The sequence below is a fragment of the Gammaproteobacteria bacterium genome (assembly GCA_022340215.1).
Classification (GTDB): Bacteria; Pseudomonadota; Gammaproteobacteria; order JAJDOJ01; family JAJDOJ01; genus JAJDOJ01.
This window is the reverse complement of record JAJDOJ010000116.1, coordinates 1-18,117: the sequence shown is the minus strand read 5'-3', so window position 1 is coordinate 18,117 and position 18,117 is coordinate 1. Positions and strand designations below refer to the sequence as shown.

At 64.8% G+C, this 18,117-nt stretch carries 13 protein-coding genes; 10 read left to right on the top strand and 3 right to left on the bottom strand.

The annotated features are described in order from the left end of the window. The first annotated feature begins 252 nt into the window (after positions 1-252). From hflK to LJE91_08385, 6 genes are read left to right on the top strand one after another with little or no spacing between them, the layout of a single operon-like run. On the top strand, positions 253-1,410 hold the full coding sequence (gene hflK, locus LJE91_08410) for an FtsH protease activity modulator HflK (protein MCG6868735.1): 1,158 nt from the start codon (positions 253-255) through the stop codon (positions 1,408-1,410). Positions 1,411-1,412: 2 nt separating this feature from the next. Next, entirely contained in the window at positions 1,413-2,288 is an 876-nt protein-coding gene (hflC, locus tag LJE91_08405) for a protease modulator HflC (protein ID MCG6868734.1), read from the top strand. Between the two features lie 35 nt (positions 2,289-2,323). Next, entirely contained in the window at positions 2,324-2,512 is a 189-nt protein-coding gene (locus tag LJE91_08400; protein MCG6868733.1) for a DUF2065 domain-containing protein, read from the top strand. Positions 2,513-2,519: 7 nt separating this feature from the next. Further along, on the top strand, positions 2,520-3,707 hold the full coding sequence (locus LJE91_08395; protein ID MCG6868732.1) for an ATP phosphoribosyltransferase regulatory subunit: 1,188 nt from the start codon (positions 2,520-2,522) through the stop codon (positions 3,705-3,707). A 2-nt stretch (positions 3,708-3,709) separates the two neighbouring features. Further along, positions 3,710-5,002: an adenylosuccinate synthase gene (locus tag LJE91_08390; GenBank protein ID MCG6868731.1), complete on the top strand. Its 1,293-nt coding sequence runs from the start codon at positions 3,710-3,712 to the stop codon at positions 5,000-5,002. Positions 5,003-5,008: 6 nt separating this feature from the next. Beyond that, positions 5,009-5,788: a dTDP-glucose pyrophosphorylase gene (locus LJE91_08385; protein ID MCG6868730.1), complete on the top strand. Its 780-nt coding sequence runs from the start codon at positions 5,009-5,011 to the stop codon at positions 5,786-5,788. Between the two features lie 216 nt (positions 5,789-6,004). Here LJE91_08385 and LJE91_08380 read toward each other — a convergent pair whose 3' ends face one another. Beyond that, complete coding sequence (locus LJE91_08380; GenBank protein ID MCG6868729.1) at positions 6,005-6,340, bottom strand: PilZ domain-containing protein; 336 nt, start codon at positions 6,338-6,340, stop codon at positions 6,005-6,007. Between the two features lie 141 nt (positions 6,341-6,481). On the opposite strand from LJE91_08380, the gene LJE91_08375 reads away from it, so the two are divergent. The 4 genes from LJE91_08375 to recD are packed head-to-tail and all read left to right on the top strand — an operon-like array spanning position 6,482 to position 15,824. Continuing rightward, complete coding sequence (locus tag LJE91_08375; protein MCG6868728.1) at positions 6,482-7,117, top strand: hypothetical protein; 636 nt, start codon at positions 6,482-6,484, stop codon at positions 7,115-7,117. A gap of 54 nt (positions 7,118-7,171) precedes the next feature. Further along, positions 7,172-10,429: an exodeoxyribonuclease V subunit gamma gene (recC, locus tag LJE91_08370; protein MCG6868727.1), complete on the top strand. Its 3,258-nt coding sequence runs from the start codon at positions 7,172-7,174 to the stop codon at positions 10,427-10,429. Beyond that, positions 10,426-13,992 (top strand): exodeoxyribonuclease V subunit beta, encoded by a 3,567-nt coding sequence (gene recB / locus LJE91_08365; protein MCG6868726.1) that lies wholly within the window; start codon positions 10,426-10,428, stop codon positions 13,990-13,992. The genes recC and recB overlap by 4 nt, the downstream gene beginning before the upstream one ends. Beyond that, positions 13,986-15,824, top strand: coding sequence for an exodeoxyribonuclease V subunit alpha (recD, locus tag LJE91_08360; GenBank protein ID MCG6868725.1), 1,839 nt, complete (start codon positions 13,986-13,988; stop codon positions 15,822-15,824). The genes recB and recD overlap by 7 nt, the downstream gene beginning before the upstream one ends. Positions 15,825-15,840: 16 nt before the next feature. Here the strand turns inward: recD and LJE91_08355 are convergent, their stop codons facing one another. Then, positions 15,841-16,935 (bottom strand): homoserine O-succinyltransferase, encoded by a 1,095-nt coding sequence (locus LJE91_08355; GenBank protein ID MCG6868724.1) that lies wholly within the window; start codon positions 16,933-16,935, stop codon positions 15,841-15,843. Between the two features lies 1 nt (position 16,936). Beyond that, positions 16,937-17,806 (bottom strand): ATPase, encoded by an 870-nt coding sequence (locus LJE91_08350; protein ID MCG6868723.1) that lies wholly within the window; start codon positions 17,804-17,806, stop codon positions 16,937-16,939. Positions 17,807-18,117: the final 311 nt, after the last annotated feature.

Sequence of the window (18,117 nt, the reverse complement as noted above, 5' to 3'; positions counted from 1 at the left end):
AGCAGGGACAGCGCCGCGCCGGGATCGTTCGTCATCCAGGCGCGACAACCGGCGCATAGTCGAACTATGCAACGGTTGTCGCAACACAGAGGACGGACGAAAAGACAAGCAGGGTGGTATGTCATTTGACAGAAATCGCCTAAGCAGAGACCCGACGGTCATCGCGGGTGAATTTGGCCCCCAACCGGGCTACAATGCCGCGCTTTCGTGCACCGACCAACAGACAAAGTCGACCTGTACTTGGAGATTGTTATGCCCTGGAACGAACCCGGTGGTGGCAAGGATCCCTGGAGCCAGAAGCCCACGAATCAGCAGGGGCCACCGGATCTGGACGAGTTGCTGCGTAAGTTGACCGACCGTTTTGGCGGCCTTTTCGGCGGCAAGTCCGGTGGTCGGTCTGGCGGCGCCAGCGGCAGCAGCGGCGGTGGCAGGGGGATGTCGATCGGCGCCCTTCTGATTGGGGCGGTCGTTCTTGTCGTCTGGCTTGGTTCCGGGATCTACATCGTCGATCCGGGCGAGGCCGGGGTGGAGCTCAGGTTTGGCGCCTTTCAGTCCACGACCGGACCGGGGCCCCACTGGCACATTCCCTACCCTGTGGAGACCGTTGAAATCGTCAACGTCAGCGAGATCCGCAGTGCGCAGCACAACGCCACGATGCTGACCCAGGACGAGAACATCGTCGCCGTGGATCTGGCCGCGCAGTATCTGGTCAGTCAGCCGGAAGACTACATTTTCCAGGTAAGGCTGCCCGACGCCACCCTGCGACAGGTGATGGAAAGTGCGCTGCGCGAGGTCGTGGGCAAGAGCAAGATGGACTACATACTCGCCGAGGGCCGTGCCGACATCGCACAGCGGACGATGAAGATCATGCAGGAAACGCTCGACGACTATCACACGGGCCTGCAGGTGACGACGGTCAATATGCAGCAGGCTCAGCCGCCGGAACAGGTGCAGGACGCGTTCAACGATGCCATCAAGTCGCGTGAGGACGAGGTGAAGTTCCGCAACCAGGCCGAAGCCTACGCCAACGGCATCATCCCGCAGGCGCGTGGTGAGGCGGCGCGGGTCGAGCAGGAGGCCGATGCCTACAGGGACCGTGTGGTTGCACACTCCGAGGGTCGCGCGGCGCGGTTTACCAAGTTGCTGACCGAATACAACAAGGCGCCGGAAGTCACGCGCGAACGCCTCTATCTGGACGCGATCGAGTCCGTGATGGCCGAGACGAGCAAGGTGATGGTGGATGTCAAGGACGGAAACAACCTGCTTTATCTTCCCCTGGAGCGACTGATGAATGCCGGCGCCGTGGGTGGCGCATCGAGTGACGCCACGAGGGCTAGCGATCCTGCCCAGGGTATGGTTCCGAGTGGTTCGACCCGGCCGGGCCGGACAACCATCAGGGAGGGGCGCTGATCATGAATTTCAAACGCTACGGCATCCTGGCGGTCATTCTGGGCATCGTCCTGCTCCTGTCCATCTACACCGTGGACCAGCGTGAAAAGGGCCTGCTGCTGAGACTCGGCGAGATCCAGAACGCCAACATCGGTCCGGGACTGCACTTCAAGATGCCGTTTATCAACAATGTCCTGTTGTTCGATGCCCGGATCCTGACGCTGGACGCTCAACCGGAGAGCTTCCTCACCAGCGAGAAGAAGAACGTAACGGTCGATTTCTTCGTCAAATGGCGCATCCTCGACACGGCCCAGTACTACCGATCGACCCGGGGTGAGGAACGAAACGCGATGGCCCGGCTCGCCCAGATCATCAAGGACCGATTGCGCAACGAGTTCGGCAAGCGCACCATTAAGCAGGCGGTCTCCGGCGAGCGCGGGGAAATCATGGAGATCCTTCAGGACAGCGCCAATACCGTGGCCAAGGATCTCGGTATCGCGGTGGTGGACGTGCGCATCAGCCGGATCGACCTCCCCGACAAGGTCAGCGCCTCGGTCTACGAGCGTATGCGGTCCGAGCGTGAGCGGGTCGCCCGGGAATTCAGGGCGCGCGGTATGGAATCCTCCGAACGTATTCGAGCCACGGCGGACAGGGAACGGACCGTGATTCTGGCAAACGCCTATCGTGACGCCGAACTGATACGGGGTGACGGTGACGCCAAATCCGCGGAGATCTATGCGAAAGCGTACAACGCCAATCCGGAATTCTACGCCTTTACACGCAGTCTCAACGCGTACACCTCGACCTTCAATGATCGGAGCGACATGCTGGTGTTGGAACCGGATTCTGATTTCTTCCGCTATTTCAACAGCTTGTCAGGTGGCAAGCCGACCCCCTGAAGCTTCGCGACGGCTGGTGTCTCCGATGACCTGCGATGTGGGATGATCTGCTGGCGGCAGTTGCGTTGATGCTGGTCATCGAGGGCCTGATGCCGTTTCTCAGCCCGCGGACCATACGCAGCACCATGGAGCAGGTTTCCCGCATGCCGGACAACAGCCTGCGTGTCGTCGGTCTGGCCAGCATGGTCGGGGGCGCGCTGCTGCTCTGGTTCGTGCGGTCCTGACGTCGAAATGATCCCGGGCGAACGCTGGCTGTTGCCGGAAGGCATCGAGGAGTCTCTGCCCGAGCAGGCCAGGAGACTGGAACGGCTGCGGCGCAAGCTGCTCGACCTGTATCACGCCTGGGGTTACGAACTGGTCCTTACCCCCTTCATCGAGTACCTGGAGTCGCTGCTGATAGGCACCAGCAGCGATCTCGATCTACAGACATTCAAGCTGACCGACCAGATCAACGGCCGCATGATGGGTGTCAGGGCTGACATGACACCGCAGGTCGCGCGCATCGATGCGCACGTGCTGCAGCGGGACGCGCCCGCGCGTCTGTGCTACCTCGGCACCGTGCTTCGTACCCGCCCGGACAGCGCCGGGGGGACACGCAGTCCGATGCAGGTGGGCGCCGAACTGTATGGACACACGGGTCTGGACAGCGACCTGGAGATCATCGGCCTGATGCTGGAGACCCTGGAGGCCGCAGGGCTCAGAGACATCTACATGGACCTCGGACATGTCGGCATCTTCAGGAACCTGATTCGCCAGGCCGGACTCGAGGTTCGCGACGAGTATGTACTCTTCGATCTGCTGCAGCGCAAGGCCTGCCCGGAGTTGGAGGAAACCCTTGGGGGACTGAAGCTGCCGGCCGGACTTCGGGAGATGCTGGTTTCGCTCGCCTCGCTGGATGGTGGCGACGAGGTGCTGGACGAGGCAAGGCGCGTTCTCCGGGGGGGCGGCCGGCCGGTGCTGGAGATCATCGACCATCTGGAGCGACTCGCCGGGGGATTGCGCGACAGGCGAACCAATGTGGATCTGCATTTCGATCTCGCCGAGTTGCGTGGTTACCACTACCACACGGGCGTGGTGTTCGCCGCGTATCAGCCCGGTATCGGATACGAGGTCGCCCGGGGTGGGCGCTACGACGACATCGGTGCGGCATTCGGGCGGGCGCGTCCCGCCAACGGTTTCAGTACCGACCTGAAGACGCTTTGCGCACTGTCCGATGCGGACGGGGACGGGGTTCGTCGCGGGGTGTTCGTCCGTACCGGGGACGTGGCGGCCGCCGCTGGAACCATCGCGGCGCTGCGTCGCGACGGAGCGCGCGTGATCTGCGAGCTGGAAGGCCAGGCCGCGACGGCCAGGGAAATGGGCTGCGATCGCGAACTGGCGAACCGCGGCGATGAATGGTTTGCGAAGGAAATCGAGTAGCTATGGGCAAGAGCGTAGTCGTACTGGGCACCCAATGGGGTGACGAAGGCAAGGGCAAGATCGTCGACCTGTTGACGGAGAATGCGCGGGCGGTGGTCCGGTTTCAGGGCGGGCACAATGCCGGGCACACCCTGGTCATCGACGGAGAGAAGACCGTACTGCACCTGATTCCCTCTGGAATCCTGCGGGATGGGGTGGAGTGCCTGATCGGCAACGGTGTGGTGCTGGCCCCGGATGCCCTGCTCGAAGAGATGCGAATGCTGGAGGAGCGGGGCGCTCCGGCGCGGGAGAGGCTGCGCATCTCGGAGGCCTGTCCACTGATTCTCCCTTATCACGTCATGCTGGATCACGCTCGCGAGGTGGCGCGCGGCAAGGCGGCAATCGGCACGACCGGACGTGGAATCGGACCGGCCTACGAGGACAAGGTCTCTCGGCGCGGGCTGCGCATGGGGGATTTGCTTCACCGCGAACGGTTCGCCGAACAGCTCGGCGAGGTCCTGGATTATCACAATTTCGTGCTCAAGCATTATTTCAAGGCCGAGACGGCGGACTTTCAGGAGATCCTGGACGGCGCTCTGGCGATGGTGGACGAGCTCGAACCTCTGATCGCGGACGTACCGCAGCGGTTGCACGAGCTGCGAGAGGAAGGGGCCAGCGTCCTGTTCGAGGGGGCGCAGGGCACGCTGCTCGATATCGATCACGGGACCTACCCCTTCGTCACCTCCTCGAACACCACGGCGGGTGGCGTATGCACGGGCAGCGGTGTGGGTCCGCACGATCTCGACTATATCCTCGGGATCACCAAGGCCTATACCACCCGCGTTGGCGCCGGTCCGTTTCCGACGGAGCTGTTCGACGAGATCGGCGAACACCTTGCGACGCGGGGTCACGAGTTCGGGGCCACGACCGGAAGGCCCAGGCGATGCGGGTGGCTCGATGTGGTCGCGCTGCGCCGCGCTGTTCAAATCAACAGCGTTACCGGTTTGTGCGTTACCAAACTCGACGTGCTGGACGGTCTGGAAACGATCCGGCTGTGCCTGGGATACCGGTGCAACGGGGTCGAGCACCAGGTGCCCCCGGTCGGTACGGAGTCCCTGGCAGCCTGCGAGGCGGTCTATACCGAAGTCCCGGGGTGGCGGGAGTCGACCGTGGGTGCGCGGCGTCTGGAAGACCTCCCGGCTAAGGCCCGAGATTACCTGCAAACTATCGGGGAAGTGCTCGGCGTTCCGGTTGACATGGTATCCACCGGACCGGAGCGCAGCGAGAACATCTTCATTCGCAATCCTTTCGGTTAACGGGTCGTGAGCGGCGCCGCAGATCCGGTCGCCCTGATCCCCGCCGCGGGTCTTGCCAGGCGACTTGGACGGCCGGCCGCCAGCAAGGAGATCCTGCCCGTGCGTTTGGGCCCTGACGATGTCGAGGCGCGACCGGTCTGCGAGTATCTGCTCGATAGCCTGTCGGCCGCCGGTGTACGGCGCGCGTTCGTCATCCTGCGTAGGGGAAAGTGGGACATACCCGAGGTCCTCGGAAATGGTGACCGTTTCGGCCTGCGGCTGACATACCTGGTAACGGACGCGACCCCCGGGATACCCTATACCCTCGATCAGGCATCGCCACTGATCGGCAACGGGACGGTGCTCCTCGGGTTCCCGGATATCCTCTATCATCCCAGAGATGCCTTCGGCGCCCTGCTGCGCCGCGCCCGCGACGGAAGCGCGGAGGTCGTGCTCGGATTGTTCCCGGCTGATGACCCGAGCAGGATGGACATGGTCGACATCGATGCGGATGGCCGGGTTCGGAACATCGTCATCAAGCCGGAAACGACCACCCTGACCCTGACGTGGGTCCTGGCGGTCTGGTCGCCCGAGTTCACGCGATTCATGCACGACTACCTGGGATCGGTCCTGGCGGCGGTGGCGGGTGGCCGGTACCCGGACCCGGATTCGCCTCGCGAGCCCTATGTGGGTGACGTGATACGCGCCGCGATGGCCAAGGGGATGCGGGTCGAGGGCGTCGTGTTCCAGGGAGGAAACTGTGTCGACATCGGGACGCCCGAAGACCTGGCCCGGGTGACGCCATAGAAACGGACGGGCTTTTTCTCGGTCGCCCGCTACCATCGCCTGGCGGCGCTGAGGGGTATCACTTCGGTAGCAAGGGGAAACGTTCGATCAGGCGCCAGTCCTCCGGGCGACCCTGAGTGCGGACCAGGTCGAGATGCGTGGCATTGAATCCCGGCGGGTAGGGGTGGACGACGTCACGTGGGCTTGTGACAACAGATGACCTTCCTTGACTCGGGGTTATGTCTCTCGCATTGAGTCCTTGTTACGGTTAGTACGGTTTCCGCTGGAGAGAAAACTCACCCCGACACCCTCCCGCGACATGCGTACGATGATGGCGTTCTTGCGGTAGGTCTGGATCACGTTTCCCTGCTGAAAGACAAAAACGAGCGAAAGTTTCGCGCCGATATTCACCGGAAAACTCGGCGAACGGAGAAAGACCCCGCGCAAGCTGACATCACTCGCGGCGCATCGATGCACGCGCATTCCCCGGTAGTACACCAGTACGCTGTTGACCGGAAGGTTCTTGCGCTCGTGGCTGCGTCGTTCCTCGACATTACCCATAACTGAAGCCATCTGGAGATGAATCGATGGGATAAACTTACCCGATTGTCCCGTTTCTGTCTGCGAATCAGGTCGCAACCGGTTTCCGCGGGACATTTGCCCCAATGAAACGCCTAAAATGATCCAAAACGCACGATTCCATCACGCAAATCCGTGAAAATTTCCACGACATCCCTCGTCACCGTACTGATCCTTCTGATGGTTGTATCGCTTTCCTGGTGGACCCTCTCGCGATCACCGGCGCGGACGGAAACTCTCACCGACCTGCCCTGGCAGATTGAGCAGCACGATGACGGCTCGACGAGCGTTTTCGGCCTGCATCTCGGCGAGGCGGTATTTCAGGATGCTGCGGCAAAGTTCGGGCCGCCCGAGTCCATTGCAGTATTCGCCACCGATGCAGGCCCACGATCCCTGGAGGCCTATTTCGGGCGGGTCACGCTCGGTCGAATGGATGCGCGCGTGATCGTCAACCTGGATGCGGATCCGGCGTTGATGGAGGACCTGACGCGCAGGGCGCGGGAGCGGGAGGCCCAGCCCAGCGGCGCGACCCGGCTGACGCTGCCGGCGGCGATCTGGGACGACCTGGCGGACCGGCCGGTTGCCAGCATTACCTACCTACCGGAGTACGGCGGCCTGGATGAGGCATTCATGAGAGCCCGCTTCGGCGAGCCCGCCTCGACAGCGAATCCGGACAGGGGACAGGTGCAGCTGGTTTACCCGGATCGGGGCGTGAGGATTCTGGTGGACGAGGCAGGAAAAGAGATGTTCGAATACAGCCCGGTACGATGAGCCGATCGGAGTGGCGAACCGGGTCCCCGCGCCGCGACCCGATGCACGACACGCGTGCGTACGGGTCTGTTCCCCCCGGACGAGGGCGGTAACCGTCCGGTGATCCACATCCGCTACGCCAACCGTCTCGAGTCGCTCGCCGGCATGCTCGTCGAACGCATCGCCACGGATCCGGTCGGCGTGCTCGAGCCCGAAGTCGTGGTCGTACAGGGACCCGCAACGGCACGCTGGCTGACCCTGTGGTTCGCCGAACACATGGGCATCTGTGCCAATGTCCGGTTTCCGCTCCCGGGGGGGTTCATCTGGGACGTGTTTCGGACCAGTCTTCCGGAACTGCCTGAGGAGAACGGTCACCAGCCGGCGGTGATGGCATGGCGCATCATGTCGACCCTGGACGAGCTGCAACACCGGGCAGAGTTCGCGCCGGTCCGAAACTGGCTGACCGGCGGGGACGAAACCCGGCGCTATGAACTGGCCGTGCGGCTGGCCGAGACGTTCGACCAGTACCTGGTATACCGGCCTGACTGGATTCGGGCCTGGGAGGCGGGGAGGGCCCTCGAGGGACTCGAGGCCCCGCACGCAGGCTGGCAGGGGCGGCTCTGGCGATCGCTGGCGTCGGCGACGGGCAGTCCTCACTGGGTCGAAGCCTGGGAGCGTTTTATCGATTCGGTGCCGGCCCCCGCGAGACTGCCCCGGCGGATTTCCCTGTTCGGACTGCCGACCCTGTCGCCGGGCTACCTGGACGTCCTCGCGCGGCTCCCGGCGGATTGCCGGGTTGAACTTTACGTCGTCAATCCGTGCCGGGAATACTGGTCCGAGATCGTCTCGAAACGCACCCTGGCCAGGCGTGCCGGGTCGGGCGATCCGGAGGCCTCCTGTTTCGAGACCGGCAACGGCCTGCTCGCTTCCCTGGGCGGGCAGGGTGCGGAGTACATCGACGCGCTCCAGGACCTGCCTGCTGTGGAAGTCGCGGATTATCGGGACCCGGGCACCGGTAACCTGCTGAGTGCGCTGCAGAGCGATATCCTGAACCTGCGGAATCGTGGTAGCGACGACTGGCCTGCTTTGACTCTGGTGGAGGATGACCGGTCGCTGCAAGTTCATGTCTGCCATGGCCCGATGCGCGAAGTCGAGGTGCTGCACGATCGGTTGCTGGCGATGTTCGACGAAGACGCCGGGCTTGCCCCGGCGGATGTCGCCGTCCTGGTGCCGGACATCGCGGCCTATGCCCCGTTCGTCGAGACCGTGTTCGGCGGTGCGGAGCCCGAGCGGCGCATCCCCTTCGGTCTGGGTTCGACGCAGACGCGCGGGGACCACGCGCTCGTTGCGGCATTCGATGTCCTGCTGGACGTTTCCATGGGGCGGTTCGGGGCCGATAGTGTGATGGGTCTGCTCGACGGACCGGCGCTCCGGCGTCGTTTCGGGCTGGAGGACGCCGATCTCGAGCGCGTCCACGAACTGGTCCGGGAAGCGGCTATTCGCTGGGGGGTGGACGCCGGTTTCCGCGCGGCTGAAGGACTCCCCGAGCTTCCCGACAACACCTGGCGGGCAGGCCTGGATCGTCTGGTGCTCGGCCATGCGATGGGCGGGGAGGGCGAGACGCCGTTTGCCGGGATCCTCCCCGCCGCAGCGGTCGAGGGCGCAGGCGGATTGACTGCGGGCCGGTTGTGCCGATTCGCCGAGGCGCTGTTCGAACTGCGTCCGCGCCTCGCTCAGGATCGGCCCGTGTCGGCCTGGCTCGGCGTGTTCCGTCAACTCCTCGATGAATTCTTCGCGCCGGACGATGCCGAGGAAGCCGGGCTGCGGGCCCTGCGCGAGGCCCTGGACGCGGTGGGGGCGCAGGCGCAGGGCGCCGGGTACGGCGCCCCTCTGCCGCTGGCGGTCATGCGTGCCGCGATCCGCCGGCAACTCGATGGTCCCGCAGGAATCGCAGGTGCGTTCTCGGGCGGGGTCTCGTTCGGCGGTCTGGCAGTCATGCGCGGCATTCCTAGACGGGTCGTCTGTGTTCTGGGGATGAACGATGGCGCGTTTCCGCTTGTCCGGCGGGGGTTCGATTTCGACCTGATGAAGGACGACCATCGAAGGGGCGACCGCTCGAGGCGCGACGACGACCGCTATCTGTTTCTGGAAACCCTGCTGTCCGCGCGCGATCGGCTGTATCTGAGCTACACGGGGCGAAGCGTTCGTGACGACTCCGTGCTGCCGCCCTCGAGCCTGGTCAGCGAACTCATGGAATCGGTTGACAGGGGGTTCGTCACCACCAGCGGTGAGGCCCCGGCAGATGCGATCGCCACGGTTCACCCGCTGCAGCCCTTCAGCACGAAGTACTTCGCCGCCGGCACCGGCGACTTCAGTTACAACCGATCCCTGGCGGAGGCCGCCCGGGCTGCCCTGCAGCCGGTCGCACCGCGCCCTTTCCTTGACGTTGATCTGCCGGAGCAGGAGGAAGGCATCGACCGGCGCCGGATTCCCCTGGCAGACCTCGAAGCGTTCCTCGTCAACCCGGTGCGCTTTGTGGTTCGCCGCCGGCTCGGTATCCTGCTCGACGAGAAGGATGCCACGGTGGAGAACGCCGAGCGGTTCCGGCTCGACTGGTTCGACCAGGACGCGGTGAGACGGGAGTTGGTTTCCCACTTGCTGCGCGGCACGCCCCCGGAGGAGACATTCTCCCTGTGCCGGTCGAGGGGTCTGCTGCCCCACGGCAGCGTCGGGCGGGTCGAATTCGACTCGCAGGTCTCCCTGGTGAAGGCGATCCTGCCGAGGATCGAGCCGTGGCGCGACGAGATCGACGGATATGCCGATATCTCGCTCGAGATCGGAAAGCACGAGGTCTTTGGACGTATCACGGGGGTTGGCCCCGGAGGGCATACCGACTGGCAGCCCGTCACCACCGGTGCGCGCCACTATCTCCGGCTATGGCTGCGTCACCTGTCGATCAACGCCGCCAGACCCGCCGGGGCCGGCAGGGAGAGCCGCTTCGTGGGGGAGGACGGGACGCTCACCGCACGACCCGTCGAGGATGCCCTCCCGCAACTTTCCTCCCTGCTGGGCATTTTCGAGGCGGGCATGAGGAAGCCGCTGCGCTTTTTCCCAAACAGCGCACTGGCCTTCGCTTCGGCAGGAGAAAAGCGGGACCCGCTGGACGCCGCGCGCAGGGTCTGGGACGGAAACCCGCCCTATTCGCGGCCGGAGTCCGACAATCCCTACTACCGACTCGTCTTCGCCGGGACGGACCCGCTGGATGCGCAGTTCGCTGAACTGGCACGGGATATATTCGGACCGATCCTCGATCACACGGAGAGGGTACCATGAGCGTGCTCGATTCCATGCAGTCCCTGCGTATCTTCGACGCACCCATGGCCGGCAGCAGTCTGGTGGAGGCCAGCGCCGGGACGGGCAAAACCTACACCATCACCGGGCTCTATGTGCGCATGATCGCCGAGGGCCCCTGGTCGGTGGACCGGATACTGGTCGTCACCTACACGAACGCGGCGACCGCGGAACTGCGCGACCGGATCCGGCGCGCCCTGGGTGAGGCCCTCAAGGCGCTTCGCTCGGGGCGGCACGGCGGTAACCCGTTTCTCAGGGATCTGCTCGCACTCGACTTGGATCGGGAGATCTGCGCCCGTCGTATCGAGATCGCGATGCTGGAGTTCGACCTGGCCGCGGTCTACACCATTCATGGCTTCTGCCAGCGGGCGCTGGCCGACCACGCCTTCGAGAGCGGTGCGGCGTTTGAGCTGGAGTTGCTGCCGGACGAGTCCGAGCTGCTGCTGGAGACCGTGCGCGATTTCTACCGGCGGGAATTCTACAACGCCCCCGGGACATTCGTAGCCTACGCGCGGGCGCTGGAACCGGAGTCGATGCTCGGCTGGGTGCGGTCGTTTGTCGCAAGGCCCTACCTCGAGGTTCGAACCCCCGAGATCGTTTCCGGCGAAGACGCAGAGCGTTCCTTCCTCGAGGCCTATGCGTCGGCTCGAGGTCTGTGGGAATCCTCGGCAGACGAGGTGGTGGACCTGCTGCTGAACTCGACGGCTCTGCACGGGGGCAGGTACCGCAAGAAGAGCATACCCGGCTGGGCCGCGGAACTCGGCATCTATCTCAATACCTCGGTTCCGGGTGTCCGCATCCCGAAATCGTTTCCGAAGTTTACGTCAAGCGTGATCGGCGAATCCCTGAAAAAGGGGCAGGAGCCGCCTGTGCATCCGTTTTTCGATGCCTGCGAGACGTTGCAGGCCGCCGCGGAAGCGCTCGCAGTGGCGTACGATTCACGTCTGGCGCACCTGCGCGCCGGGCTGATCCAGTATGTCGACGACGCGATGTCAAAGCGCAAGCAAGCGCTGGGTCAGCAATCCTTCAACGACCTGCTCATCGGGCTTCAGACCGCGCTCGAGGACGAGGGTGGCGAGACCCTGGCTGCCACGCTCCGACGGCGTTTCGGGGCAGCGCTCATCGACGAGTTCCAGGACACCGACCCGATCCAGTACGGGATCTTTCGCAGGATCTGGGGCGGGACGGACGCACCGGTGTTTCTGGTCGGGGACCCCAAGCAGGCCATCTACAGCTTTCGGGGGGCGGATGTCTTCGCCTATCTGCAAGGGCGGAATGACGTCAGTCGAAGCTACACCCTGCGGGAGAACTGGCGTTCCTCGCCGGGCCTCATCGACGCCGTCAACACCTTGTTCGGTGCGGTCGACGACCCCTTCGTCCTGAAGGACATCGGCTATTCGCAAGCGGTCGCGGCCCATCGCGAGCGGGAAACGATGGCGGATCCCGGCGGGGACGATGCGGCCTTCCACTTCTGGTTCGTGGGCGCGAGGGAGGACGGCGAGCCGTGGAGCAAGGCGGAGGCTGTCGGGATCGCCACGGAGGCGACCGCGGCCGAGATCGCGAGACTGATCGAGGCGGGCAGGCGGGGAGAGGTCCGCATCGGGCCGCGTGCCCTGGGCGGAGGGGATATCGCCGTTCTGGTTCGCAGCCATTCCCAGGCGGCGCAGATGAGCGCCGCGCTGTCCGGGCTCGGTGTGCCCAGCATCGAGCAGTCCCAGGAATCGGTCTATCGATCGGAGGAGGCGCTGGCGCTCGAACGCCTGCTGGTCGCGATCGCGGAGCCCGCCCGGGAGGATCGGGTCGCCGCGGCCCTGACCACCAGCCTGCTCGGTATGACGGGAGACGATTTGTTCGCCCTGCGCCAGGATGCACGGCGGTGGGAGGCACGGTTATCGGCATTCCAGGACTGGCGCCGTCGCTGGCGACAGTCCGGATTCGTCCGCATGGTGCATGACATCCTGCGCACCGAGGGGGTGGCCCGGCGCCTGCTCGCCCGGCCCGGCGGGGCGAGGGCGTTGACCAATTTGCGCCACCTGATCGAATTGCTTCACGTGGAGGCCCGGCACAGGCGGGGCATCGACGACCTGCTGCAGTGGCTCGCCGAGCGCCGATCCGGGGAGGTGAGTGCGGGCGAGGAGGCGCAACTGCGCCTGGAGAGCGACGGGAACCTGGTGAAACTCGTAACCGTGCACAAGAGCAAGGGCCTTCAATACCCCGTTGTCTTCTGCCCCTACGTCTGGGACGGCGCCTTGCGCAACAGGGTCGCCGATACCGTATACCACGACCCGGATCGGGAGTCTGTCTCGGTATTGGATCTGCGCGGGGATTCCCCCGCCGCCGAGCAGGCCGTGGCGCGCGAGGAACTCGCCGAAAACCTGCGTCTGCTCTACGTGGCGCTGACCCGCGCGGTGCATCGCTGCTACGTCGTTTGGGGCGCGGTCAGGGGTGCGGAACGGTCGCCGCTCGGTTGGTTGCTGCACCCTCAGGACAACGGGATATCCGACGCTGCCGAAGCTGGCGCGAAGGCCGCGCCGCTCGACGGGAACGAGCGCCTGGAGCGACTGAATCGTCTGGCGGCGGAGAACCCGGGCGTCTTTCGCGTCGCGCCCGTCGAGAGCGTGATGAAGGCGCGGGGTGTCGAGGTCTCGGCGGATGCCCTGCCGTCACTGGCGGCAAGACGATTTGGCCGGACCTTGCGACCGGGGCCGGTCGTCACGAGCTTTTCGGCGCTGACAAGCGGGAACGACGCGGAGGCGCCTGATTACGATTCAGGGATCGTTTATCCCCGGGAGCGGGCCGGCGGCGCCGGATCGGGAACGATCTACGAGTTTCCGCGGGGCGCGCGGGCGGGCGTCTGCCTGCACGAGGTCTTCGAATTGGCGGATTTCACGGACAACGACCCCGCGGCACAGAACGAGCTGGTGGACCGGACCCTGGTCGCTCATGGCTTCGATTCCCGTTGGGGACCCGCCGTGGTGGCGATGGTCCGGCGGGTACTGGACGCCCCGCTGGATGGAGAGGGCCGGGTGAGACTCTCGGACGTCGAGTTGGGGAAGCGTCTTAACGAGCTGGAGTTTCACTACCCGATCGCCCCGGTTCATGCAACGGAACTGCGGCGTCTGGTTCGTGCCGCGTCGGTGGGGGAGGTCTCAGGATCGGGTTTTAGCTCGCACGGTTTCATGAAAGGCTTCATCGACCTGATGTTCGAGAGTGACGGACGCTATTACGTGGTGGACTACAAGTCCAACTGGCTCGGAGACACGCCGGGCGACTACCGGCGGGAGCGGCTCGAGCTCGCCATCTCCGCTCACGACTACGACCTTCAATACCTCATCTACACGGTAGCGGTACACCGTTTGCTGAGGGCGCGGATACCGGGGTACGACTACGCGACGCATTTCGGCGGGGTGGCCTACCTGTTCCTGCGCGGGATCGACCCCGATATCGATCCGGACAATGGCGTCTTCCGGGACCGACCGGCCGCCGGTTTGATCGATACCCTGGACCGGTATTTCGGCCCAGGGCAGGAAGCCGCCCTATGCTGAGCCGGATCGAATCCTGGCGCGAAGACGGCCTGGTGACCGACATCGACGCCTGCTTCGCACGCCTGATAGACCGGCTCGGGGGCGGCGTCCCCGAGGTGACGCTGGCCGCCTGCCTGACGAGTCATGCCACGGATGCCGGACACGTCTGCCTGGATATTCGCCGCCATGCGGGCGCTGCCGTGTTCACGTCGCAGGACGATTCCCCCTTCACGGCGCCGGATCTGGAGACGTGGATCGGCAGGCTCTGCGAATCGGCGGTGGTAGGCAAACCCGGAGACTGGCGACCGTTGGTGTTCGACGGTCGCGGCAGGCTTTATCTCCACCGCTACTGGAAGGACGAACAGTTACTCGCGTTCGATCTGATCGCGCGCTCCAGGGTGGTGGACGAGCCGGAGGACGGAGACCGCGCCCGCGAAGCGCTGTCCCGCCTGTTCCCCAGGGTTCAGGGAGCGGACACGGACTGGCAGAAGGTCGCGGCAGGTGTCGCCCTGCGTAACCGGCTCTGCGTCATCTCGGGCGGACCGGGCACGGGGAAGACCACCACGGTGGCGCGCCTGCTTGCGTTGCTGCTCGAACAGCCCGGGGGAAAGACGCTCAGGATGGCCCTGGCGGCGCCCACCGGAAAGGCCGCGGCGCGTCTCACCGAGTCGATCCGCTCGGCCAGGGAGGCGCTGTCCACCGGTGCCGCGATCCGCGGGGCGATGCCGGAGGCAGCAGTAACGATCCACCGCCTGCTCGGCGTGTGGGCCGGGCGACCGGGTTTCCGGCACCACGCCGGCAACCCGCTGGCCCTCGACGTGCTGGTGGTCGACGAGGCGTCCATGGTGGACCTTTCTCTCATGACACGCCTGGTCGAGGCCCTGCGCGAAGATGCCCGCCTTATCCTGCTCGGGGACCGAGACCAGCTCGCCTCCGTCGAGGCCGGCAGCGTGCTGGGGGACATCTGCGAACGCGCCGGGGAGATGCCCTGGTCCGCGCGACAGGCCGAGCGTATCGCCAGCCTGACCGGCGAGGACGTCGGCGCGGGCGGTCGCGACCCGAATGGGATCGCGGACAACGTGGTACTGCTGCGACACAGCTACCGGTTCGCCGCGGGCGGCGCGATCGGGGCGCTCGCCGCAGCGGTCAACGCCGGGCGTGCGGATGCCGTGGCCGAGGCGCTTCACGACAATGGCGAGGCGGTACGTATCGATCCCCACTCGAACCGTGAACCCGTCCCTTCATCTCAGTATGTCGAGTCGTTCCGGGATCTGGTTGCGGAGGGGGATCCGGAGCGTGCGCTGGCGGGTTTCGACGGGTTCCGGGTCCTTTGCGCCCTGCGTGCGGGGCCAGCGGGCGTGGTCGCCGTCAACGCCGCCGTGGAGGCGGCGCTACGCCAGGCGGGCCTGGTTCGGGGGGCCGGCGAGTGGTACCAGGGCCGTCCGGTCATGATCACCCGCAACGACTACGCGCTGGGTCTGTTCAACGGCGACATCGGGATTTGCCTGCCCGATTCGGAACGCGATGGAGAACCGATGGTCTGGTTCCGGATGGCCGAGGGTCTCCGTCCCGTGTCACCGGCGCGCCTGCCGGCGCACGAGACCGCCTGGGCGATGACCATACACAAGAGCCAGGGCTCGGAATTCGACCACGTCCTGCTCGTACTGCCCGAAACCGACCACCGCCTCCTGACCCGCGAACTGCTCTACACGGCGATCACCCGGGCGAGACGGTCGCTGGAGATCCGGTCCCCGGCCGGCATCCTGGACGCCGCGGTATCCCGGCGGATTCATCGGGAATCGGGACTTGCCGAGCTGTTGTGGGGAACCTCGCAACCCGACCCGGTTTCATGACCGTTCCGGTGACCCGTCAGTCGCCTCGGTGTCCGGATCTCGTCCTCAGCCACCCCAGGGGGTCGGCTGGGTCGACGTCATCCATCAGGGGTAGCTCCCGGTCCTGGTGTGTAATCTGGTAGACCAGTCCGATCCAGTTGCCGACGATGGCTTCGGCAGTGTCGTGCCAGGTGTTGTGCAGGTTTGGGATGAGCAGGTGCTCGGGGAAGGGCGGAAGCCCTGCCCCCTCACTCCGGGCCTTCTCGATCCGGTCCAGATACTCCGTCAGGACCGCCCTGTTCAGCTCGCTGAAGTGGTTGTCGACGAACGGTGGACGGTCGGGACGCTCGCCTGTGGCGTAGCGCATCACCTCGCGCTTGTATTCCTTGAGCAGGCTGATGGTGTCGTACTCCGGGTGGCCCTGGAAGAACACCGTACAGAATCCGTCCTCGCTCACCGCCAGGTGAACTCCGGCCGCCTCGCTCTCGACGAGCACGTGGACACCGGCGGTTTCGAATTGCGACCGGCTGATGTCGTTAAACCGCGAGTGCGGCACGTCGAAGGATGTGTTGACATCGTTAACCAGCGGATGACTACGTTCCACCACGCAGTGCCGGAACACCCCCCAGCGCTTGGCGGGCATCGCGCGGCGCGCCTGGCCGTAGCGGAACTGCATGACCGCATGCGTCGCGAGGCAGGAGCACAGGGTCGAGGTCACATGCTCGGCGGCCCAGTCGACGACCTCGATCAGGGGTATGCGAAACGCCTCCTGCGAGAGATCGGGGTGTGTGACGTTGGCGCCGGTGATGATCAGGGCGTCCAGGCCGTCCTCGCGGATCTTGTCGAAGGTCTCGTAATAGCGCGCGATGTGCTCCCTGGCGCGCCGGCCACGCGGCAGTTCCGGCAGGGTAAAGGGATGCATGTAGAACTGTGCGATGGGGTTGCTCTCTCCCACGAGCCGGTAGAACTGCCGCTCGGTGGCCTCCAGCGCGGTGTCCGGCATCATGTTGAGCAGGCCCACGTGGAGTGCGCGGACTTCCTGTTGACGCGCGCGACCCGCCGCGAGGACTGTCTGCCCCTCGCGGCGCAGCCGCTCGAAGGTGGGGAGTTCCGTGTAGGCGACCAGCGGCATCTCAGTTTCCGGAATTCGGGGTCCGTGGTGTGCGGTCTATCGCGGTCTCGAGCAGTTCGAGAAAATCGGATTCGTTGCGGACCGCCGCGACCTCCCCCGAGGTCACCGTATATCCGTAAGGGTCGGCGATCGCCTCGTAGCGAGGCACCCGGGAGTGGAACAGCCGGGGAAAGATCCAGCGGGTGAAGTCGTCGGGATCGATCTGCGCGGCATATTCGAGTTCTTTCGCCGCCAGGTAATTGCCGAGCTGTTCGGTCAGAAACTCCGGCCGGTAGTACAGGGGCTTGGGGTCGCTCTGCGCACGGCGGATCAGTTCCTTTTCCTGCCCAGCGTCCGTCACCTTGATATAGAGGATCAGGGTGTGGCGGGACAGCAGCTCGATGACGCCCGGGTCCTCCAGTTCGCAGAGGCTTCCACCCACGTCGTTGACGAAGTGCCCGTAGCCATAGATCTCGCGTGCCTTGTAAACGAACGCGGGCACATCGTGCATGGCGTTGATTTCGGCCTGCCGGTACATCGCCTGGCGCCGCTGGAACTCTGCGAGTGGCACTCCACCCATCTCCGGGTTGCCGACCTTGCCGACGAAACTGAGTACCGGCCCCAGATCGTCCACCTTGATGTTGTTACGAATCGAGATCCAGTCCCGTCGCAGCAGGTCGCGCAGGAAGGGTACCTGCATCGCCTGCTGCTTGATCAGGTCCAGGATCGATTCGTACAGATAGCGGGTTCCAATGCGGTAGTCGCCCGAATAGTGGAACCAGTCCTGCCGGCGCAGCAGGCCAGACAGGAAGGTCTTGCCCACACCGGACATGCCCAGCAGCGTGACGCACTTGTGGTCCCAGGCGCGGAACTCCTCGACGCTGAATTTCACCCGTTTCGTCTCTCCCGTTTACGTGTTTTCATTCTAATCCAAGCGCGACCGCGCGATTCGCGATTCAGGGGAGATCAAGGGACATTTCTTCAGCCCGCACGTGCCCGGTTGCAGGTGGGTGCGGCGATTCGGGAAAGGGAGGATAAATGGGGTCAGTACCGAATGGCACCGACTTAAGCCCAACCGTCTGATACCACGAGGAAATTTCTGGGCTGTCTGGCCCAGATGGTAGGCTGAAGGTTGCTATACGAAAGCAATCACCCGAGGAGCCAGCCCCATGCATCCTAGCCAGCGTCTTGCCACGGCACAAC